We start from the raw sequence: 20,894 nt of genomic DNA on the forward strand, positions 1-20,894 counted from the left end.
TTTATCGCCAGTTAAGTCAATTATACAATGTTTAAAGAAAAATTTCTACTCTTTGTTATTTATTACTATATCTGAAGCTTCCACTAATATAACATCAACTCCAACCTTTAAAACCTTTTCCCAAGGTATTTCTATTAGATCATTTTTACTAAACCACGATATCTTTTGATTAGGCAGAAGCAGTGATAAAATTTTAAACTCACTGCAATCAACTTTAAGATCCTTTATGAATCCTAGTTTTGCCCCTGAGGTTATTTCTATAACTTCCATATTCCTTAAATTTACTATAGAGTACATCGAAACTTCCATACGCATCCTCCTATTTTATATTAAAGGTTGTCCTAGATTAAATTTTTACTTTGTCTAAACTAAATCTATAAATTATATGAAGTATTACTAAATTATATGTTTAATAAATAAAGATCTTTATACTAAAATTCTTTTTCCTTTAATTATGCCTTGCCTAAAATACATATAAAAAAAGAGCCCTAAGGCTCTTAAACATACTTTCTCATATGTCTTAATGCAGTTTTTTCTAACCTGGATACTTGTGCTTGAGAAATACCTATTTCATCTGCTACTTCCATTTGGGTACGGCCGTCAAAGAATCTTAAATTAAGAATAAGTTTTTCTCTATCGTTTAATTTTTTCATAGCTTCCTTTATAGATATATTTTCAAGCCAACTGTCATCTAAGTTTTTATTATCACTTATTTGATCCATAACATAAATCGCATCTCCGCCATCGTGGTAAATTGGTTCAAATAGTGAAACTGGATCTTGTATTGCATCTAATGCAAAAACAACTTCTTCTCTAGGAACCTGTAGTTCTTTTGCTATTTGAGAAATAGTAGGTTCTTTATTATTTTCAGTAATAAGCTTATCTCTAACCTGTAGAGCCCTATATGCTATGTCTCTTAATGATCTGCTTACCCTTATAGAGTTATTATCTCTTAAATAACGTCTGATCTCTCCTATTATCATCGGAACTGCATATGTAGAAAATTTTACATTTTGAGAAAGGTCAAAATTATCAATAGCTTTTATTAATCCAATACATCCTACTTGAAATAAATCATCTACATTTTCACCGCGATTATTAAATCTTTGTATGACACTTAGGACTAATCTTAAGTTACCTTTTATAAATTTTTCTCTAGAAGGCTCATCTCCATCTTTCATTTTGTGTAGTAACTGTCGCATTTCAGGTTCCTTTAAAATTGGAAGTTTGGCAGTATTAACACCGCAAATTTCTACTTTGTTAATCATCATCCTGTCATCAGCCCCTTTAGAATTCTAACATTTTAATTATTTCCCTTAGAGGCAATTTTTATACTTGGATAAGCTTATACCATTTTACTAATTTCTTTTTTTAATCTTTTTATAATTCTCTTTTCAAGTCTAGATATATAAGATTGTGAAATACCAAGCAAATCAGCTACTTCCTTTTGAGTTTTCTCAGTTTCTCCGTTTAAGCCAAATCTTAATTCTACTATTTCTTTTTCTCTTATATTTAACTTTTTCATTGCTACAAATAATAGCTGCTTATCAACTTCATCTTCTATTAAATTATATACTGAATCGTTATCTGTGCCTAATATATCTGAAAGTAATAATTCATTTCCATCCCAATCAATATTTAATGGTTCATAAAAAGAAATTTCAGCCTTAACCTTGCTATTTCTTCTTAAATACATAAGTATCTCATTCTCTATACATCGTGAACCATAGGTGGCTAATTTAATTTTCTTAGTTGGATCGAAGGTATTTACAGCTTTAATAAGCCCAATAGTTCCAACAGAAATTAAGTCTTCAACATTAACCCCAGTATTTTCAAATTTGCGTGCTATATAAACAACTAACCTTAGGTTCCTTTCTATAAGAATTGATCTTATAGTTTCGTCTCCTGCTACAAGTCTTTGGACTAAGTTATCTTCTTCTTCCTTACTAAGCGGCGGAGGTAATGCATCATTTCCACCAATATAATATAAATTCCTTGCTAGAAATTTTAATCTTGATAATAGCCTATTTAATATCACTCTTATGCTGAACATTTTTTACCCCCTATTAATTTTAAATTATTCCCCTTGATAAAAGTGCATTATATTCGCCCATACTGCTTAGTTTATTTTCACATAAGGCAATGATGACTTGCCTTACTTCTACATTATCTCCCTTATGTATCCTTATAAATTCAGGCTTGAAACCCTTTAATTTGTTTGCCTCCCCATTTATCACTCTATAGGGTATATAAAAGGTTTCTTTATCTTCTATTGTTCTATCCATAAGCTCACTCTCAAGTATCATAACTGGGAGGTTTGTGGCAGGTTCTGTAAGCTCGTTACCAGTATCTAAAAAAGCTTTAACAGTTTTTTCTCCATTTTTAAAAACTATATCTATTGAAAAAATTAGAGAACTGAGTTCAATTTTGTTTCTTATGAATAAAACCAATCTATTAAGAGTTAAGTATAAAAGTATAACTGCTAACATAAGTTTTTTATAGGAGAAATTATAGAATAATGAATTAACCTGGAATCCACCGTTATAATTCAATTCTATGAAAAAGCATAGGCCTGCTAAAACCATGGAATATAGCAGATAAACAAATAGTGCTTTTGAATAAAATAATATTGAACTTTTATAAAATAAAATAAATATCATAAATAATGCTATAAGGAGTTTGAAAGGTAATTCAGTTAGAATATAAAGCCTAGGAAATATTAAGGTAATAACGTAAATTCCTCCTAAAAAAGCAGGTAAAGCAATATTTTTAAAGCTTTTTCTTATTCTTAAGGTTTGAGAAGTTATGTATAACAGAAAATAATTTACAATACTGTTTTCTAGAACAAGTATATCTATATTAACTACCATTATCCTTCCCCCTAGTATTCCTTATTCTGCACTGAATGATTATCAATCCTTCAGCTCCTTACATTCCTTAACCTGCACCCAGCAATAATTAATTGTTGAGCCCTTATATACCTTATTCTGCACTAAATGATTATTAATCCTTTAGCTCCTTAAGTTTTATTATATATCTATTAATTACAAAAATTTGTCAATTCATAATGGTCATTATTATTTTTTATATATAAAATAGTGCATAAATCCTCAAAAAAAGCCAAGAGCCACCCAGAAAAAAAAGCAGCATTCCTAAAATTAAGAATGCTTACATTTTTAGTGGATGGCACTTAAAATATCAATTAACTAAATTATCTCTTTGATGACCTTCTTAAGAAAGCAGGTATTTCCAAATCATTTTCGTCATATTTTTCTTTTTCTAATGTAAAAGCTGCTTCACTATTAACAGCAGGAGTTGCTGGTTTTGTTATTTTAATCTCATTATTACTTGCTTCAAAACCTGTAGCTATTACTGTAATTCTAATTTCGTCCTTTAAGTTTTCATCAATTACTGCACCTACAATAATATTTGCATCTGGATCTGCTGCCTGCTGAACTATTTCAGCTGCTTCGTTCATCTCAATAAGTGAGAAATCAGATCCACCAGTAATATTTAAAAGAACACCTGTAGCTCCAATTATTGAAGTTTCTAATAAAGGACTAGAAATAGCTTGTTTTGCAGCTTCTGCAGCTCTATTGTCTCCACGGCCTTCACCAGTACCCATATGAGCTAAGCCTCTATCTATCATTATTGTCTTAACATCTGCAAAGTCAAGATTAACAAGCCCTGGGATTGTAATTAAATCTGAAATACCTTGTACACCTTGTCTTAAAACGTCATCAGCAAATTTGAAGGATTCAATTAAAGGTGTTTTCTTATCTACTATGCTTAATAATCTTTCATTAGGTATAGTAACTAAAGTATCTACTCTATCTTTTAAATTTTTAATTCCCATTTCAGCATGAATCATTCTCTTTCTGCCTTCAAATGGAAAAGGTTTTGTTACAACTCCAACTGTAAGTATTCCCATGGATTTTGCTATTTCAGCAATCACCGGAGCAGCACCAGTTCCAGTACCTCCGCCCATTCCTGCAGTAATAAATACCATATCTGAACCTTTAATAGCTTGAGCTATTTCTTCCTTGCTTTCTTCAGCAGCCTTTTGTCCAATTTCAGGGTTAGCACCAGCCCCAAGACCTTTAGTAAGCTTGTCTCCTATTTGAATCTTTTGTGTTGCTTGTGAAAGCATCAAAGCCTGCTTATCTGTATTTACAGCTATAAATTCTACATTTTTCAAACCACCTAGAATCATTCTATTAACGGCATTATTACCACCACCGCCGCACCCAATAACTTTAATTTGGGCAAATTGTTGAACATCAATATCAAAATCTAGCATCATTACTACCTCCTCATTAGAAAAAATCTGCTAAAAAGACTTTTATTTTTGTAATTACACTTTCATTCTTTTTTATCTCATTACTACTATCAGAATTATAATTTCTATTTACTTTAGTGGGCTTTTCAGAATCAAATTCCTTACTTTCCGTAAAGCTCTTAAAATTTGATGTACTATAGACATCTTTTATAATTCCTATTGCTGTGTTAAAAATTGGATTTGAGGCACCTACAAAATCTGGCGCTCCGATTCTAACAGGTTTATTTATCTTTATACGGCAAGCTTCAGAAATATTATTAAACTCAGAAATTCCTCCACCAGCTAAAATAATAACATCAATTTCATCCATAAATCCATTATTAATTAATTTATTATTTATTAGCGAAAAAATTTCTTCTATTCTTGCTTCCATAATTGCCATTAAAGTATTTCTATCTACGATAATAGATTCATTATCTGATATATTTACTTTAATATTTTCATTAGAATCAAAATTAGTGTTAAACATTGTCCCATATTTTATTTTTAACTTTTCAGCTTCTGAATAAGGTACTTTTAGGCAAAATGCAATATCATTAGTTATTGCATTACCTCCTAAAGGGATACCTTCAGTATGTTTTAAATTTCCATTCTTATATATAGCTATATCAGTTTTTTCAAATCCAACGTCAATAATAGCTATATTAATTAGATTTTCGTCCTTTTTTGTTACAGCTTTAGCAATAGCTAAAGATTCTAAGACAATTCCTTCAACTTGAAGTCCAGCTTTATGTACACTTTTCAATAAATTGTTGACAATTGTTGTCTGCGATACTATTACTTCAGATTCTACTTCAAGCTTCATTCCTGACATTCCAACGGGATCTTTTATGTTGTCATAACCATCAATTATAAATTGCTTAGGAATAACTCCAATAATTTCTTTATTGTTTTGGATAGGAACAATTCTTGAAGCATTTAAAACCCTTTTAACATCACTTTTAGTTATTTCTCTATCTTCTGAAGAAACCGCAACAACACCCCTACTCGGAATAAGTTCACACATACTTCCTGAAAGAGAGATAAATACCTTAGTAATTTCTCTGTCAATCATTCTTTTTAATTGCTCTATGCAATTATTTATAGAGGATGCCGTGCTATCTATATCAACTACAATACCTTTTTTTAATCCAATACAAGGTACAGTTGTAACACCTACAATTTGAATCCTACCAGTTTTTTCAAGTTTGCCGGCAGCACCACAAATTTTAGAAGATCCAATATCCAATGCATAAATATATTCATCCATTCAGTCCTATCCCCCTTTACAAAAGAACCCTAAATATTATATTCAACATGAATTTAATTTTTCCTCTAAAATTTGAAATTTTTTATAGATATATTATCGAAGAAAAAAGAGAATAGCTTAAGCTATTCTCTTAATTAATTAACTTTTTCTAAGTCTGTTATATTCACACTTCTTGTATGAGCTGTATGGCTCCATTCTTTCTTATTTCTATCTATTATTCCAAGGACAGAAATAGGAACCCAAGTAATAGTGTATATTGGGAAAATGATGTAATATAAAAAGATCTTAAAGTTAAGTTTTTTCTCTAATATTAATACTATTGGAGTGTAAATAAATTGTAATATGGAAACTACAAACAACACTATAGTAGCTGTTTGAATTTGCCCCAGATTTAATGAATTAACTATACTATGAGAATCTGCAAGACTAGAGAAGAAACTCATAATTGATGACAAATTAAATGCAGTAATTCTACTGATATAATCAAATATCATTGCAACTCCAAGTATTAGAATTACCATAGGCTGAATGCTGTACAATGCACAGTCAATTGCTGTAATATTAAATTCTACAATACCTTTTTTCATAAGCTTAAAGAAATACCTACTAGCTACATCAGTAAAGCCCTGCATCCATCTTTTTCTCTGCCACCAAGATTGGGAAAGAGTTAATGGCTTCTCGTCATAAATAACGGCTTCGTGAGCCCAGCCTACCTTACATCCGTTTAAAACAAGTTTACAAGTAAACTCTAAATCCTCTGTTAGGCAGGTAGCCCCCCATCCTAACTCCTTAAGGGTTTCTGTGTCTATACAAAAGCCGGTTCCTCCCAATTGATTGGAAAGACCAAGATTTCTTCTAGATAGTTGGAACATTCTGTTTGAAGTCCAAAAGGCTATTGAATAACTTCCGGTTATCCAAGTGTCTGTAGGATTCTTACTATCTAAGTATCCTTGAACTACCTTAAAGCCATTACAAAGCTTATTATTCATCTCTCTTAAAAAGTTTCTAGAAGCAAGGTTATCAGCATCAAAAATTGCAACTGCATCATACTTTTTATCCAGCTTGAAGATTTTATCAAACATCCATTCTAGAGCATAACCTTTTCCTTTTTTAGTTTTACTAAATCGCTCATAAACAAGAGCACCTGCATTTCTGCCAATTGCCGCTGTTTTATCCGTACAATTATCAGCTATAACAAATATATCATATAATTCCTTGGGGTAATCTAATCTTTTCAAGCTATATATAATATCTTGAATTACCTTTTCTTCATTATGAGCTGCTACCAATAAAGCGAAGCTTTTTTTAGGCTCTACATTATTAACTTCCTTTTTTTTGTATAACCCGAAAAAAGATATACATAAATAATACATAGATACAATGAATACAAAAGCACTCAAAATTTGAGAACTGATTTTCATTAGTGTTCTAATTATTTCCAACATCAATCCCCCCTAGTTCACAGATATTTTAGCACAATTTATACTTAAATACTATAGAAAAATTATTATTTATCTATAATAATTTATATTTGTAAGCATAATTGTAGATATTAAAGAAATTTGGAGGTAAAGAAGAATAAATTTTCTAATCACTATATTATAATGAAATATTGCAATTGCCTAAGCTTCTTTGTAGTTTGCTAATTTGTATATATTTCCACCTTGTGTTATAATATAAACATAAAATATTATATGTTATATAATAGCAAGATAAGGGAGGTAGCCCTCATGGGTCCCTACAAATTAATTTATTATTTAGATTTAAAGCTGCTGCACAAAAAGGACGAATCCTTTTGGTAAAGCCTCAATTTTTATATTACTGTAAAAATTGAGGAGGGTTAATATGATAGAAAATAGTAGTGTTGTAGTAAATGAAAATTTAATTATTAAATTTTGTAATGAAATAATCAAGGAAAACACCAAAATTGAAAAAGAAGCTTTTAAGGTACAAATGGATAAAAGTAATAATGATAAATGTTTGAAAATGATAGATTATTTAATGTTTTAAAAAAGGACCATAGGTCCTTTTTTATTCCAAGTAACAGTTAAACATAAGTTAAAATCAATTTAAAAAATATAAAATGAATTACTCAAATAGCTTCTATAAAATTAGTAACTTTTCTAAAATATCTCTATCCACTGCATAAGTTAATGAAACCTCATCAGTTATCATATCTTTTTTCACTAGACTTGCTAATGCCATATCCATGGTTTTCATTCCAAATTTTCCTCCTGTTTGAACTGAGGATTCTATTTGATGAGTTTTACCTTCGCGAATTAAATTTTGAATTGCCGGGGTAGCTATCATTATTTCTAAAGCTGCAACTCTTCCTTTACCATATGCTTTAGGTAATAACTGCTGTGATATTATACCCTGCAGTAAGGCTGCAAGCTGTACTTTTATTTGCTGTTGAGCATGAGGAGGAAATACATCAATAATTCTATCTATAGTTTTAGCTGCGCCAATTGTATGTAATGTTGAGAAAACAAGATGGCCAGTTTCTGCAGCAGTTATAGCTATGGATATGGTCTCTATATCCCTCATTTCTCCTACTAATATGACATCAGGATCTTCCCTTAAAACTGATTTTAATGCATTTTGATAATTAAGACTATCTTTCCCAATTTCCCTTTGATTTATTATACTTTTATTATGCTTATGTAAATATTCTACTGGATCTTCAAGGGTAATAATATTAGCTGCACGTGTATTATTAATTTCATTAATCATTGCTGCCAAAGTTGTGCTTTTTCCGCTTCCTGTAGGACCTGTTACAAGTACCAATCCCCTTTGCTTGTCAGTTAATTCTTTAATCACAGGTGGAAATCCTAAGTCAACTAAAGTAGGTATGTTAAGAGCCACAGACCTAATTGCTAGTGCATCACTACCTCTTTGTTTAAATATGTTCACCCTAAACCTTCCAAGCCCGGAAATAGAGTAGGATTTATCAATTTCTCCCTTTTTCGTGTAATTCTCATAGTCAATACTGCTTAATATTTCTTTAGTATACACCTCTGTATCCTGCATCGTAAGATTATTAGTAGCTATTTTTATAAGTTCTCCATTTAGTCGGATTATTGGTGGAATTCCTACAGTTAAATGTAAGTCAGAAGCACCTTCTGTTGTAGTAATTTCTAATAGCTCAATAAGTTTCATGTTTATACCCTCCATATAAATAATCAGCCCAAATATCTGCAGCCTCATAGGCCTGAAATTTAAGCATAGCTTTACCATTCAAAACTATGGCTCCGCGTTTTTTTGCCTCATACATAAATCTTGTTTGAGTTGGATTATAAACTAAATCATAGGCAATGCAATTAGCCTTAATTGTGTCTACTTCAATAGGGAGTATGTTAATGTGATTTTTGCTTCCCAAAGGAGTGCAGTTTATAATAATATTATATTTACTTAAATCTTTTATAGAATCATAAGAAAATATTTTACAATGATCTTCAAAATACACTGCAGCTTTATTAACACTTCTAGTTAGAATTTCAACGTCTTTACAATTTAAATCTATAAGCCCATGATAAACTGCTTTTGCAGCGCCTCCAGCTCCTATTATTAAAGCCTTTCCATTTCCAATATTAAGGCTATTTACTTTAAGGCTCTTCATAAAGCCTGAGTAATCTGTATTGTAACCAACAAGTTTATCTTCAGTTACAAGAACAGTATTAACTGCATTAATTTTATTAGCAGGGTAAGTAACTGTATCCAAGTATTTAATTATTTCTTCCTTATAGGGTATTGTCACATTAAATCCTATAATATTACTATTCCTTAAATTATTAATAAACTCCCCAATTTCTTTTTCATCTAAATCAAATATTTTATACCTAAGGCCATAACCTTTATGCTTATAATATTCACTATGTATTTCAGGTGATTTAGAGTAACTAATATTTTGTCCAAGTAATCCGCAAATTTTCAAGCTAACACCTCTAATTTTATTCTTAAAATAAATTTCCATTATCCATTTAATCTATTCAATAAAAATTATAAAAATCCTTTAATAAAAATATAAATTTCTATTTTTTAACAATATTAAGGATTTGAAATTAAGGAAACTACCTTCCAATTTCAAATCCCCATTTAACTTTATTTCAGCCATTACTTTTAAGTGAATTTAATTCTTTGTATAACTTCTTTAATGCTCTTTTTTCGATTCTAGAAACATAAGATCTTGAAATTCCTAGAAGTTTTGCAATTTCCCTTTGTGTCTTTGGCTTTCCGTCAGTAAGGCCATATCTCATTTCAATTACAAGCTGTTCCCTTTTAGCTAATGCACTTTCAATTTTGCTGTATAACTTCTTAACTTGGATTTTCGTCTCCACTACCTCGATTATAGAATCATCATCACTGCTTAAAACATCCATTAAGGAAATTTCATTGCCTTCCTTATCCACTCCAATGGGTTCTTGAAGATAAACCTCTCCCTTTGTCTTCTTATTGTTTCTTATTAACATTAATATTTCATTTTCTATACACCTAGCCGCATAAGTCGCCAATCTGGTACCTTTAGAGGTATCAAAGGAATCAATAGCTTTAATAAGTCCTACTGTGCCTATTGAGATAAGGTCATCAACTTCTTTACCTGGATAGGAATATTTCTTCACTATATGTGCCACTAATCTTAAATTTCTTTCTACTAATATGCTCTTTGCATGTAAATCACCGTTTTTAAATTTTTCAAGATATATTTCTTCTTCTTTTTCATCAAGAGGCTGGGGAAAGGAATTCCCATTGGTAACATAGCCAACAAGAAAGGCCATACTTGAAGCCATATCTAATAAACAATTAACGAAGAACAAAGCTGATCCTCCTTATAGTGCTTATTAATATAGTATGAAAAATTTTTCAAAAATGTTCCTATTTAATATGTTTTATAAAATTATTTTTGGAGGTAATTATTTAAAGATAAAACAATGTCTTTAAATATTGGAACTGCAGTATTAGCAGCCTCCTCGTTATTAACATTAATATCTTTTACAAACACAACCATAGAATAATACTTATCTTTAATTTTGAAAAAACCAGCAAACCATCCGTCTGAAGCCTTAGTCTTGTTATCATATCTAGTAGTAGTACCAGTTTTTCCACCAACTTCTATATTATCTATATAAGCTGCAGTTCCTGTTCCATATCTTACTACCTTAAGCATTTCGTTTTTCATAATATTTGCCGTTGATTTTTCAAAGATTTTACTACTTTGAGTTTGTTCCTGTTCCTTTACATTATTATTGTTATCAACGTAGGCATCTATAATATAAGGTTTAACATAAATTCCCCCATTAATAATGGTATTTGGGATTGCTAAAGCCTGAACAGGAGTTATTCTCATGCTTTGACCAATTGCCAGCTGACCTGAAAGTTCATAATCTTTTAGCTGAGCATAGTCTCCTGTAACCTCACTATCAAAGCCTAAAACCCTACTAAATAAGCCTTCCTTACTGGCAGTATCTAGAAAGTTCTTTCTTCCTACTTTATCTCCTATTTGAGCGTAAATATTATTACAGGAAGCTACAAATGCATCCTCAGCATTTAAGATTCCATGATTCTTGTCACCACATTTATCATAAAGCCCACTGTAAGTTTTTTGCTTGCAGGAGAATTCCTCAGCCAAGGACAGGGATTTTTGCATAAATCCTGTTTCTTCCACAACAGCTTTAAATATTGAGCCAGGTTCAAAGCCATTTTCAGTCTTAGATCCTAAATTAAGATTGGCTTGAGTATCGTCCTTTTGATTCATAGACAGTATTTTACCAGTATTGCTTTCCATTAAAACAGCGCTTATTTGATTAAATTTAGAGTATTTACTTGAATTTAAAGCTTCGTTAATTTTATCTTCAATATTTTTGTCTATTGTAAGCCTTACATTATTATTATTCTCAGAATTTAAGCTGGTTTCAGAAGTAATATTGCCATCGATGTCCTTAGTAAATTTAGTATATGACGGCTGATTACTCTTAGTTTTATTGTAAACCTGCATTTCTAAGGAAGCCTCACTTTTTTTGTGATCTCCAGATGGGTCCATAATATTTGTAAGTAAATTTTCTATTTTCCAAGCTTTTGATCTATCTACCTCAGAATAAGAATATATATAAAAGCCTTTAACATCTTTTATACTTTTTAGCTTATTATATGTATTTTCATCAACTTCAAAAGTTAGTTTTTGATCTTTGTTACTTAAACCTATTGTAGACAAATCATAACTAGGATTGTAGCTCTGCAATATATAAATTAAGGCATATAAGTTGTCAGACTTTGCATCTAAGTTATTTTTTTTAAAGGCTCCTTCGTCTATGACGGCATAATATTTATTTTTGTAGTTTAAAAGAGATTTACCATTTGTATCAAGCAATGAATAATTCAATTCTGAGAGATTGACTTTTTCACTATACTGCATATCTGCCCATACCCCTAGTTTTCCTGCATCATCGACGGTATCTATCTTTAGCCTCCACCATAATAAACCAAATAATAGAATATATAGTGCAAATAAATATGTGGTTCTTTTTAAAAGTTTTCTACTACGCATAAAAACACCTCACCCTAGCTAAATTCTAGCCTAAAGTTTGGTGTTTTATTCTATAAATCCTCTTCTTTTTGTAAAAATTGTTTTATATTTGCAACAATAATATCTATAGCAACCTTGTTGTGTCCACCTTCAGGGATAATTATATCTGCATATCTTTTAGTAGGCTCTGTAAACTGCAGGTGCATAGGTCTTACGACATTTAGATATTGATTTATAACTGAATCAACAGTTCTTCCTCTTTCGTTTATATCTCTAATTAATCTTCTAATAATTCTTACATCAGCATCAGTATCAACATAAATTTTTATGTCCAATAGATTCCTTATTTCAGGTTCTTGCAGGATTAATATACCCTCAAGAATAATAATGTCCCTTGGTTCAACTCTAAATGAAGTCTTTTGTCTATTATGAATTTCAAAGTCGTAAATTGGTTTTTCAATGGCTTGTCCTTGTAGTAAACTATCTAAGTGTTTAACTAAAAGAGGGGTATCAAATGCATCTGGGTGATCATAATTTGTCTTAACCCTTTCTTCAAAGGATAACTCGCTTTGATCCTTGTAGTAAGAGTCTTGTTCAATCATGGCTATACATTGTTCACCAAATTTCTTGTATATCTCCCTAGCAATGGTACTTTTCCCAGAACCAGTACCTCCTGCAATTCCTATTAGAATTGGACGTTCCATTACTTCTCCTCCTTTTACTCGGAGCACTGAGCAATTAAACTTACTCGCTCCCGCTCGCTAATTGCTCGTTAAAGCCCATTTAGGGCTTTAACCTCCTTAGCTTTAATTAGCATATCATCTTCCTTAAGTACTTCCTTAGTCATAATGGTAAATAACATCTGTGCTCTAGGAGCAGATTCTATTTTGCTGCCATCTACGTCTTTCATATCATCTAGCGTAATTTCTATATTATCACCTTTTGGCCTCATAATTTCGACTTTGTCTCCATCAAAAACCTTATTTCTCTGTTCTATCACTGCAATATTGGTATCTTTATTATATTCTTTAACAATACCAACTATATCATGAGTTCTAATATAGGATGAGGAACCATAAACCTGTTTGTTTTTTTCACCAAAGTAAAATCCAGTATGGTACTCTCTATGACTTGCCATCTTTAGGTTTGTCATCCATTTATCCTGAAATACATATTCCTTAGAATTTTCTAAATAAGAGTCAATAGCTTCTCTGTAGGCTTTCACTACTGATGCCACATAAAAGGAGCTTTTCATTCTGCCCTCAATTTTAAATGAGGTTATGCCTGATTTCATTAGTTCTGGAATATGTTCAATCATACATAAATCTTTGGAGTTCATAATATAGGTTCCCTTATCATCTTCAAAAACCTCATAATACTCTCCAGGTCTCTTTTCTTCCATTAGATAGTACTTGTATCTGCAGGGTTGTGCACATTCTCCTCTATTTGCATCCCTTCCCGTCATATAATTAGATAACAGGCAGCGGCCTGAATAGGACATGCACATGGAACCATGAACAAAGGCTTCTAATTCGCAGGTATCTGGTAATTTACTTCGAATTTCTTTTATTTGCTCTAGAGATAATTCTCTAGCTAGTACTATCCTTTTAATACCCTGCTTATGCCAAAAAGAAGCAGCTTTCCAATTCACATTATTAGCTTGAGTACTTAAATGCAGTTCTAAATCTGGGACAACTTCCTTTGCTGTCATAATAATACCTGGGTCAGAGACTATAACTGCATCAACATTTAACTTATATAGCTCTTCTAAATATTCATCAAGGCCTTCTAAGTCTTCGTTGTGAGGGAATACATTTAAGGTTACGTATACCTTTTTACTTCTCTCGTGGGCATATTCTATTCCCTTTTTTAACTCATCATTATTAAAATTATCAGCAAAGGCCCTTAAGTTTAGCTTGCTGCCTCCCATATATACTGCATCTGCTCCAAAATTTATAGCAGTCTTCAATTTTTCTAAATTACCAGCTGGTGCTAAAAGTTCTGGTTTATTCATTTGTTTACCTCCTTGTTGTTACTGCGATACCGTCTCCCATTGGTATAACTGAAGTTACAAGTTCAGGATTGCTTGATATAAGTTCTAAATAAGTCTTCATCCTCTTAACAATTGTTATCTTTCTTCTTATTAAAAGCTCTTTTGAGGCTACCATGCCTTTAAAAAGGACGTTATCTGCAATAATCATCCCTTTATTATCTAAAAGCCTTAGACAATGAGGTAAGAAATGATTGTAGTGGCCTTTTCCTGCATCCATAAATATTAAATCATACTTGTCATCTAAACCTTCGAGAACCTTAAGGCAGTCACCTTCAATAACTTCAATTTGATCTTGAAACCCATGATTATTAATATTTTCCTTTGCAATTGCTACCATATTAGGATCCCTTTCAATAGTTGTAACCTTAGCAGCATTTTTCGAGCTAAGCTCCATTAAAATAGCTGAATATCCAATGGCTGTACCTAGCTCTAAAATTTTAATAGGATTCTTTAGAGTAATCATAAGTTCTAGGAACTTACCAACTTCCTTTTGAATTATAGGAACAGAATTTTTTGCTGCATAAAGCTCCAACTCCTTAAGAATACCAGTATTATCTGGTATTAAGCCCTTAATATAATGCTCCATATAATCATAAGTTATTCCACTCATAGCATCCTCCAATTGCAAAAATTAAATTTACTTTTTTATCTTTGAATCTATATATTGTTTCTTTATTTTCAAAAATTCATTGTAACTATCACTGAAAAAATGAGGTCCATCTTTAATAATTATAAAATAAATATTATTTGATTTCTCAGGCTTTAAAGCAGCTTCAATGGAAGACTTTCCTGGAGAACATATTGGACCTATTGGTAACCCTTGAACAAGGTAAGTGTTATAGGGTGAATTTACCTTTAAATCATTTGTATAAACTACCTCTTTATGAACATTTAATGCATAAATTACTGTAGCGTCAGATTGTAGCTTCATATTTTTATTAATTCTGTTGTAAAATACAGAGGCAACCTTTGGCCTGTCACTTTCTGTAACTGCTTCTTTTTCAATAACAGAAGCCATTGTAATAATATTTTCTATATTTTCGTTCTTAATAGCTCCATTATTACTTTTATTTACTTCAGAAACTACCTCCTCAAATCTTGAGAGCATTGTTTTTATAACTTCGCTGCAGTCTGAATTTTTACTGAAAAGGTAAGTGTCCGGGAAAAGGTAGCCTTCTAATGCATATCTTTTTTTATCATCCGGCGTTATATAAGAAGGCAATTTATAACTCTTAACTGCATTTATAAAATCTTCTTTTTTAAATAGGCCATTTTTTTCTAGAAGTTGGGCAATTTGATCAATATCATAGCCTTCAGGTATAGTAATTTTAATGGTATTTAAATTATCTCGGCCTTCTTCTAGGCCCTTCACAAAATCTTCTATAGAAGTATCAGCAGAAAAACTGTAAGAACCAGGCTTAATATTTGAACTTAACTTTTGATTTTTAATATACCATTTTATTAAGAAGGAATTACCTATCTTTTTTTCTGAAGTTAAGCCTTCGATAACACTATTTAAGCTGTCCCCGCTATTAACCTTTACTTCTACATTACTAGCAGCATTTATAAAAGGATGCTTTATAGTTTTTAGTGCATCTTTATAAATTATAAAACCTAAAATTCCTAGTACCACTAAAATGACAATAATAACTGAAAATACCTTTTTCATTGCCCCACCCCATATATTACTTTCTATTCATAGTTTTCTTTCTAAGGTCATTGCTTAATATTTTCTTTCTTAATCTTATTGATTTTGGTGTTATCTCAACTAATTCGTCAGAAGCAACAAATTCAAGACACTGTTCTAAGGACATTTGTCTTACAGGAGTTAATTTAAGTGCGTCATCTGCTCCAGAAGATCTAGTATTTGAAAGATGCTTTTTCTTACAAATATTTACTTCAATATCTCCAGATCTAGAGTTCTCACCTGCTATCATTCCTTCATATACTGGTGTACCTGCATCTATAAATAAGGTTCCTCTCTCTTGAGCATTATATAAACCGTAAGTAATAGCTTCGCCAGTTTCAAATACTACAATGGAGCCTCTGCTTCTTTCAGGTATTTCTCCCTTATATTTGTCATAACCTTCTAATACGTGATTCATTATTCCATTGCCTCTTGTATCAGTAATGAATTCACTTCTAAAGCCTATTAGGCCCCTTGATGGAACTAAGAATTCTAAACGTGTATAACCATTTATAGCAGAAGTCATATTAACCATTTCAGCTTTACGAGGTCCTAGCTTTTCCATAGCAACTCCCATAAATTCCTCAGGTACATCAATAGTAAGCCTTTCTATTGGTTCAAGTAATTTTCCAGCTTCTTCTTTAAATATAACTGATGGTTTAGAAACCTGGAATTCATAACCTTCTCTTCTCATGGTTTCAATTAATATAGATAGATGTAGTTCTCCTCTACCGCTTACATTAAAGCAATCTGCAGAATCAGTTTCTTCTACTCTAAGACTTACATTAGTTTCTATTTCTTTTAAAAGTCTATCTCTAAGGTGACGTGAGGTAACATAATCCCCCTCCATACCTGCAAAAGGTGAATCATTAACCATAAAGTTCATACTTAAGGTTGGCTCATCTATATCTACAAAAGGAAGAGCCTCTGGTCTACTTGCATCTGCAATAGTTTCACCTATATTGATATCAGGAATTCCTGCAACAGCAACTATATCACCAAGCTTAGCCTCTTCTACTTCTTCTTTCTTTAATCCACTAAAGACATATAGACTAGAAATTTTAACGTTACTTATGCTGTTGTCACGTCTAATTAGTGCAACCTGCTGATTTCTTTTTAGAGTTCCTCTTTCTATTTTTCCAATTGCTATTTTCCCAACATACTCATTAGAATCCAAGGTAGTTACTAGTAATTGAACTGGCTCATCAATATATCCTTCTGGAGCCTTAACATTTTTAATGATTGCATCAAATAATGGATCCATATTTGTGCTTTCATCTTCAACTTCTTTTTTAGCTATTCCATCCTTAGCTGAGCAATAGATTATAGGGAAGTCTAATTGACTGTCATCTGCTCCAAGCTCAACAAAAAGGTCAAATACTTCATCAATAACTTCTATAGGCCTTGAATCAGGTCTATCAATTTTATTGATTACAACCATTGGTCTCAGCTTTAGTTCAAGCGCTTTTTTAAGAACAAATTTAGTCTGAGGCATAGCCCCTTCAAAAGCATCTACAACAAGTATAACGCTGTCCACCATTTTTAGTACTCTTTCAACTTCTCCGCCGAAATCAGCATGTCCAGGAGTATCTACTATATTTATTTTAATACCGTTATGCATAACAGCAGTATTCTTAGATAGAATAGTGATTCCTCTTTCTCTTTCAAGGTCATTTGAATCCATAACTCTTTCTTGAATCTTTTCATTTTCTCTAAATATATGACTTTGTCTTAAAAGTGCATCCACTAGAGTAGTCTTACCATGGTCAACGTGTGCTATAATTGCAACATTTCTAATATCATTTCTTGTAAATAAGTTCATATTTATCCTCCAATATAGTGCAAATTTTATTGATTATATTAAAACATTAACAAATAATGCTAAAACACAACAAAAATTGGACACTTAGGCAGCATCCAATTTATTTTTATCATACTTATTCTAATATTATGGACATAAAAAGTCAACTTAGCATTAATGGAAGTTTTATATTTCCATTATTATAGGCAGTATCATTGGTTTTCTTTTTGTCTTTTCATATAAAAATAATCGTAATACTTCTTTGATGTTAGATTTTATAGATGCCCATTCGGTTATATGTTTTTCCTCACATTCTCTTAGAGCATCCTTAACTATAAGTCTAGCCTGTTCCATAAGATTTTCTGATTCCCTGACATATACAAAACCGCGGGAAATTATATCTGGACCTGCTATTACGCTTCCAGATTCCTTTTCTATTGTAACAACAACAGTTAATATTCCATCTTGTGATAAATGTTTTCTGTCCCTAAGTACAATATTACCAACATCGCCAACTCCAAGTCCGTCGACGAACACTTGCCCTGAAGTAACAGTTCCATTTTTCTTAATAGAATCTCTCGTTAACTCAATGACTTCACCATTGTCTGCAAGTAAGGTATTTGCTTCAGGCAGTCCCAGCCTAATTGCAAGTTCAGCATGCTGTTTCAAATGTCTATACTCACCGTGTACAGGTAAAAAGTACTTAGGTCTAACTAATGTATGCATTAATTTAAGCTCTTCCTGGCAGGCATGGCCTGATACATGTACATTTTCGTATATTACTTCAGCACCTTTTTTAAATAATTGGTCAATAACCCTAGAAACTAATTTTTCATTTCCTGGTATTGGGTTAGCTGAAATAATTACCAAATCTCCTGGAACAATAGTCACTTTTTTATGTTCAGAAGCAGCCATTCTTGAAAGTGCAGACATGGGCTCTCCTTGACTTCCTGTAGTAATAATAACTATCTGGTTATCATTATATTTATTGATGTTATCAATACTTATTAGATTACTAGTGTCAGCAGTAATATATCCAAGCTCTACTGCCACAGTAACAATATTCTCCATACTTCTGCCGGATATTGCTACCTTTCTTCCGTATCTATCTGCTATATTCATAATTTGCTGTAACCTATGAATATTTGAAGCAAAGGTTGCAACAAGAATTCTACCTTTTGCTTTTGAGAAAATATTCTCAAAGGTTTCACCAACGGTGCTTTCAGAATCCGTATAGCCTGGTCTTTCAACATTTGTACTATCAGCCATCATTGCAATAACACCTTTTCTTCCAAGTTCAGCAAATCTAGGCAGATCTGCTACCACTCCATCTATAGGCGTATAGTCTATTTTAAAATCACCTGTATGCAGTACAATGCCTAAAGGTGTGTGTATTGCAATTGCAACGGAATCTGCAATACTATGATTAGTTTTAATAAATTCTACTGAAACATTTTCTAGCTTAATAACATCTCTAGGATTTACTCTTATAAGTTCTACCGTGCTAAGAAGCCCATGTTCCTTTAATTTGGTCTCTACAATACCTAGAGTTAGTTTTGTTCCATAAACGGGCACGTTAATTTGTTTTAACACATAGGGAAGGGCCCCTATATGATCCTCATGCCCATGAGTAAGAAATATCCCTCGTACCCTTTCAATGTTTTTTGCTAGATAACTTACATCGGGAATTACAATATCTATTCCAAACATTTCTTCGTCTGGAAACTTTAAACCACAATCAATAACAACGATATCATTCTTGTATTCTATTGCAGTTAAGTTTTTCCCGATTTCGTTTAAGCCGCCTAGAGGAATAATTCGTATCTTATCTTTTTCCTTCTTCATGTTTTCCTCCTTTTAAAAATTTTGCCTTTGTAAATTTATTTATTATAGCTTAATTAGCTATTTTTAGCTAAATTTTATCTTTACATTCATTACAAATTCCATAAAATTTAACGCTGTGATTCTTAATTTTGAAATTATATTTGCTTTCTATTTCATGTTCAAGCACCTCTAATAAATCCCCTTGAACCTCAATTACTTTTCCGCAATTGCTGCATATTAAATGATGATGGTGATGATTCTCATCCTCATGAACTAATTCATATCTATAGCAGCCATCATTTAAGTCTAATTTACTTACAACATTAAGTTCCTCTAAAAGCTGCACAGTTCTATAAACAGTTGCAAGACCAATTTCCGGACACTCCTGTTTTACTAAATCATATAACTCTTCTGTTGTAAGATGGCTTCCCTCATTTTTAATAATATTGTCAACTATAGCTCTTCTTTGAGGTGTAAGCTTATAACCTTTTTCCTTAAGATTATTTTTTAATTTCTCGATTTCATTAGATGACAACTTAGGCATAATAACCCTTCCCCTTTTATTAATTTAAATCTTCATCTGAAAAAACTAATTCATAGGCTTCTTGTACCATAGCGAACTCTTCTTCATCATCAATTGTAACTAGTACATCATCACCTTTTTCGTCTTTGTCTATTCTAAGAGCTATTGCATCTTCCTCTTCTTCATCAGATGGAATTACAATAACATATTCCTTATCTTCAATGTCTAGCTTAGTTACAACATCAAATTCTTTTTCTTCACCATTTTCATCTGTAAGAACGATTGAACTTATATCATTTTCCATAGTTATTTATCTCCTTCATAATAGAGTTATTTTACATTATGTGGTATATTATGTCAATATTATTTACTTAAACTATCTAAATAGCCTTGGAGTATATAGGTTGAAGCTATTTTATCTACTATCTTTTTTCGTTTAGCTCTAGACAAATCAGCCTCCAGCATTGCCCTAGTAGCAGCGACAGTTGTAAGTCTCTCATCCCACATAACTACGGGTACCCCTGAAGCTTCTTCTATAAGCTTGCCAAAATTTGTAGCCTTTTCTCCCTGTGGCCCAATAGTGCCATTCATGTTTTTAGGAAGACCCACTACAATAGTATCTACGCTGTATTCTTTGCATATACTATTGATTTCTTCCAAATCTACATTTTTATTTTTTCTTAAGATTGTTTTAACACCTTGAGCTGTGAAACCTAAAGGATCGCTTATTGCTACTCCAATAGTCTTCTCACCTAGATCTAAACCAAGAATTCTCATTTTTACTCCTTTTTCTGCCTGTGACTAATAAAAATTTATTAAGATAAAAAATATTTGCATCAATAAATAAAGTTAATAAATTATGTCCCTTCAAAGTCATATTAAAATAAAAATGCCCCTA

The 20,894-nt window shown here is 31.7% G+C and carries 21 protein-coding genes; 1 reads left to right on the forward strand and 20 read right to left on the reverse strand.

Annotated features, from left to right (window positions below; translation table 11 throughout):
* Positions 1-45 precede the first annotated feature (45 nt).
* The 7 genes from ACJDUG_RS08825 to ACJDUG_RS08855 all read right to left on the reverse strand — a co-directional run bounded on the left by ACJDUG_RS08825 (position 46) and on the right by ACJDUG_RS08855 (position 7,030).
* Positions 46-309 (reverse strand): YlmC/YmxH family sporulation protein, encoded by a 264-nt coding sequence (locus ACJDUG_RS08825; protein WP_406769521.1) that lies wholly within the window; start codon positions 307-309, stop codon positions 46-48.
* Positions 310-497: 188 nt separating this feature from the next.
* Complete coding sequence (gene sigG, locus ACJDUG_RS08830) at positions 498-1,271, reverse strand: RNA polymerase sporulation sigma factor SigG (RefSeq protein WP_406764718.1); 774 nt, start codon at positions 1,269-1,271, stop codon at positions 498-500.
* 74 nt (positions 1,272-1,345) lie between these two features.
* Complete coding sequence (sigE, locus tag ACJDUG_RS08835) at positions 1,346-2,053, reverse strand: RNA polymerase sporulation sigma factor SigE (protein ID WP_406769522.1); 708 nt, start codon at positions 2,051-2,053, stop codon at positions 1,346-1,348.
* Between the two features lie 19 nt (positions 2,054-2,072).
* Complete coding sequence (gene spoIIGA / locus ACJDUG_RS08840; RefSeq protein ID WP_406769523.1) at positions 2,073-2,870, reverse strand: sigma-E processing peptidase SpoIIGA; 798 nt, start codon at positions 2,868-2,870, stop codon at positions 2,073-2,075.
* A 341-nt stretch (positions 2,871-3,211) separates the two neighbouring features.
* Positions 3,212-4,300, reverse strand: coding sequence for a cell division protein FtsZ (ftsZ, locus tag ACJDUG_RS08845; RefSeq protein ID WP_406769610.1), 1,089 nt, complete (start codon positions 4,298-4,300; stop codon positions 3,212-3,214).
* Positions 4,301-4,316: 16 nt separating this feature from the next.
* Positions 4,317-5,588, reverse strand: a complete 1,272-nt coding sequence (ftsA, locus tag ACJDUG_RS08850; RefSeq protein ID WP_406769524.1) for a cell division protein FtsA — start codon at positions 5,586-5,588, stop codon at positions 4,317-4,319.
* Positions 5,589-5,722: 134 nt separating this feature from the next.
* Entirely contained in the window at positions 5,723-7,030 is a 1,308-nt protein-coding gene (locus ACJDUG_RS08855; RefSeq protein ID WP_406769611.1) for a glycosyltransferase family 2 protein, read from the reverse strand.
* 403 nt (positions 7,031-7,433) lie between these two features.
* Here ACJDUG_RS08855 and ACJDUG_RS08860 point away from each other — a divergent pair, with 403 nt between their 5' ends.
* Positions 7,434-7,598: a hypothetical protein gene (locus ACJDUG_RS08860; protein WP_406769525.1), complete on the forward strand. Its 165-nt coding sequence runs from the start codon at positions 7,434-7,436 to the stop codon at positions 7,596-7,598.
* Positions 7,599-7,691: 93 nt separating this feature from the next.
* Here ACJDUG_RS08860 and ACJDUG_RS08865 read toward each other — a convergent pair whose 3' ends face one another.
* The 13 genes from ACJDUG_RS08865 to ruvX form a co-directional block, all read right to left on the reverse strand.
* Positions 7,692-8,747 (reverse strand): type IV pilus twitching motility protein PilT, encoded by a 1,056-nt coding sequence (locus ACJDUG_RS08865; RefSeq protein ID WP_406769526.1) that lies wholly within the window; start codon positions 8,745-8,747, stop codon positions 7,692-7,694.
* Positions 8,734-9,522, reverse strand: coding sequence for a shikimate dehydrogenase (aroE, locus tag ACJDUG_RS08870; protein WP_406769527.1), 789 nt, complete (start codon positions 9,520-9,522; stop codon positions 8,734-8,736). The genes ACJDUG_RS08865 and aroE overlap by 14 nt, the downstream gene beginning before the upstream one ends.
* A gap of 172 nt (positions 9,523-9,694) precedes the next feature.
* Entirely contained in the window at positions 9,695-10,402 is a 708-nt protein-coding gene (sigK, locus tag ACJDUG_RS08875) for an RNA polymerase sporulation sigma factor SigK (protein ID WP_406769528.1), read from the reverse strand.
* Between the two features lie 80 nt (positions 10,403-10,482).
* Positions 10,483-12,129 (reverse strand): penicillin-binding transpeptidase domain-containing protein, encoded by a 1,647-nt coding sequence (locus ACJDUG_RS08880; RefSeq protein ID WP_406769529.1) that lies wholly within the window; start codon positions 12,127-12,129, stop codon positions 10,483-10,485.
* A gap of 50 nt (positions 12,130-12,179) precedes the next feature.
* Positions 12,180-12,812 carry a uridine kinase gene (udk, locus tag ACJDUG_RS08885; RefSeq protein ID WP_406769530.1) on the reverse strand — a complete coding sequence of 211 codons (633 nt, stop codon included), beginning with the start codon at positions 12,810-12,812 and terminating at the stop codon, positions 12,180-12,182.
* A 68-nt stretch (positions 12,813-12,880) separates the two neighbouring features.
* The gene (locus ACJDUG_RS08890) at positions 12,881-14,122 is read right to left on the reverse strand and encodes a peptidase U32 family protein (protein WP_406769531.1); all 1,242 of its coding nucleotides are present in this window, start codon (positions 14,120-14,122) and stop codon (positions 12,881-12,883) included.
* A gap of 4 nt (positions 14,123-14,126) precedes the next feature.
* On the reverse strand, positions 14,127-14,771 hold the full coding sequence (locus tag ACJDUG_RS08895) for an O-methyltransferase (protein WP_406769532.1): 645 nt from the start codon (positions 14,769-14,771) through the stop codon (positions 14,127-14,129).
* 27 nt (positions 14,772-14,798) lie between these two features.
* On the reverse strand, positions 14,799-15,830 hold the full coding sequence (gene mltG / locus ACJDUG_RS08900) for an endolytic transglycosylase MltG (RefSeq protein WP_406769533.1): 1,032 nt from the start codon (positions 15,828-15,830) through the stop codon (positions 14,799-14,801).
* Between the two features lie 16 nt (positions 15,831-15,846).
* Complete coding sequence (gene typA, locus ACJDUG_RS08905; protein WP_406769534.1) at positions 15,847-17,670, reverse strand: translational GTPase TypA; 1,824 nt, start codon at positions 17,668-17,670, stop codon at positions 15,847-15,849.
* A 165-nt stretch (positions 17,671-17,835) separates the two neighbouring features.
* Positions 17,836-19,494 carry a ribonuclease J gene (locus tag ACJDUG_RS08910; RefSeq protein WP_406769535.1) on the reverse strand — a complete coding sequence of 553 codons (1,659 nt, stop codon included), beginning with the start codon at positions 19,492-19,494 and terminating at the stop codon, positions 17,836-17,838.
* Between the two features lie 67 nt (positions 19,495-19,561).
* Complete coding sequence (locus ACJDUG_RS08915; RefSeq protein WP_406769536.1) at positions 19,562-20,017, reverse strand: Fur family transcriptional regulator; 456 nt, start codon at positions 20,015-20,017, stop codon at positions 19,562-19,564.
* Between the two features lie 19 nt (positions 20,018-20,036).
* On the reverse strand, positions 20,037-20,300 hold the full coding sequence (locus ACJDUG_RS08920; RefSeq protein WP_406769537.1) for a DUF1292 domain-containing protein: 264 nt from the start codon (positions 20,298-20,300) through the stop codon (positions 20,037-20,039).
* A gap of 59 nt (positions 20,301-20,359) precedes the next feature.
* Positions 20,360-20,773 (reverse strand): Holliday junction resolvase RuvX, encoded by a 414-nt coding sequence (gene ruvX, locus ACJDUG_RS08925; RefSeq protein WP_406769538.1) that lies wholly within the window; start codon positions 20,771-20,773, stop codon positions 20,360-20,362.
* Positions 20,774-20,894: the final 121 nt, after the last annotated feature.

It is taken from the genome of Candidatus Clostridium stratigraminis, assembly GCF_045310675.1.
GTDB classification, from domain to species: domain Bacteria; phylum Bacillota; class Clostridia; order Clostridiales; family Clostridiaceae; genus Clostridium_AT; species Clostridium_AT stratigraminis.

Bases quoted from the DNA above. Each gene is read 5' to 3' on its own strand.
- ACJDUG_RS08825 (WP_406769521.1), bottom strand. From the start codon at position 309: ATGGAAGTTTCGATGTACTCTATAGTAAATTTAAGGAATATGGAAGTT.
- sigG (WP_406764718.1), bottom strand. From the start codon at position 1,271: ATGATGATTAACAAAGTAGAAATTTGCGGTGTTAATACTGCCAAACTT.
- sigE (WP_406769522.1), bottom strand. From the start codon at position 2,053: ATGTTCAGCATAAGAGTGATATTAAATAGGCTATTATCAAGATTAAAA.
- spoIIGA (WP_406769523.1), bottom strand. From the start codon at position 2,870: ATGGTAGTTAATATAGATATACTTGTTCTAGAAAACAGTATTGTAAAT.
- ftsZ (WP_406769610.1), bottom strand. From the start codon at position 4,300: ATGCTAGATTTTGATATTGATGTTCAACAATTTGCCCAAATTAAAGTT.
- ftsA (WP_406769524.1), bottom strand. From the start codon at position 5,588: ATGGATGAATATATTTATGCATTGGATATTGGATCTTCTAAAATTTGT.
- ACJDUG_RS08860 (WP_406769525.1), top strand. From the start codon at position 7,434: ATGATAGAAAATAGTAGTGTTGTAGTAAATGAAAATTTAATTATTAAA.
- ACJDUG_RS08865 (WP_406769526.1), bottom strand. From the start codon at position 8,747: ATGAAACTTATTGAGCTATTAGAAATTACTACAACAGAAGGTGCTTCT.
- ACJDUG_RS08880 (WP_406769529.1), bottom strand. From the start codon at position 12,129: ATGCGTAGTAGAAAACTTTTAAAAAGAACCACATATTTATTTGCACTA.
- udk (WP_406769530.1), bottom strand. From the start codon at position 12,812: ATGGAACGTCCAATTCTAATAGGAATTGCAGGAGGTACTGGTTCTGGG.
- ACJDUG_RS08890 (WP_406769531.1), bottom strand. From the start codon at position 14,122: ATGAATAAACCAGAACTTTTAGCACCAGCTGGTAATTTAGAAAAATTG.
- ACJDUG_RS08895 (WP_406769532.1), bottom strand. From the start codon at position 14,771: ATGAGTGGAATAACTTATGATTATATGGAGCATTATATTAAGGGCTTA.
- mltG (WP_406769533.1), bottom strand. From the start codon at position 15,830: ATGAAAAAGGTATTTTCAGTTATTATTGTCATTTTAGTGGTACTAGGA.
- typA (WP_406769534.1), bottom strand. From the start codon at position 17,670: ATGAACTTATTTACAAGAAATGATATTAGAAATGTTGCAATTATAGCA.
- ACJDUG_RS08910 (WP_406769535.1), bottom strand. From the start codon at position 19,494: ATGAAGAAGGAAAAAGATAAGATACGAATTATTCCTCTAGGCGGCTTA.
- ACJDUG_RS08915 (WP_406769536.1), bottom strand. From the start codon at position 20,017: ATGCCTAAGTTGTCATCTAATGAAATCGAGAAATTAAAAAATAATCTT.
- ACJDUG_RS08920 (WP_406769537.1), bottom strand. From the start codon at position 20,300: ATGGAAAATGATATAAGTTCAATCGTTCTTACAGATGAAAATGGTGAA.
- ruvX (WP_406769538.1), bottom strand. From the start codon at position 20,773: ATGAGAATTCTTGGTTTAGATCTAGGTGAGAAGACTATTGGAGTAGCA.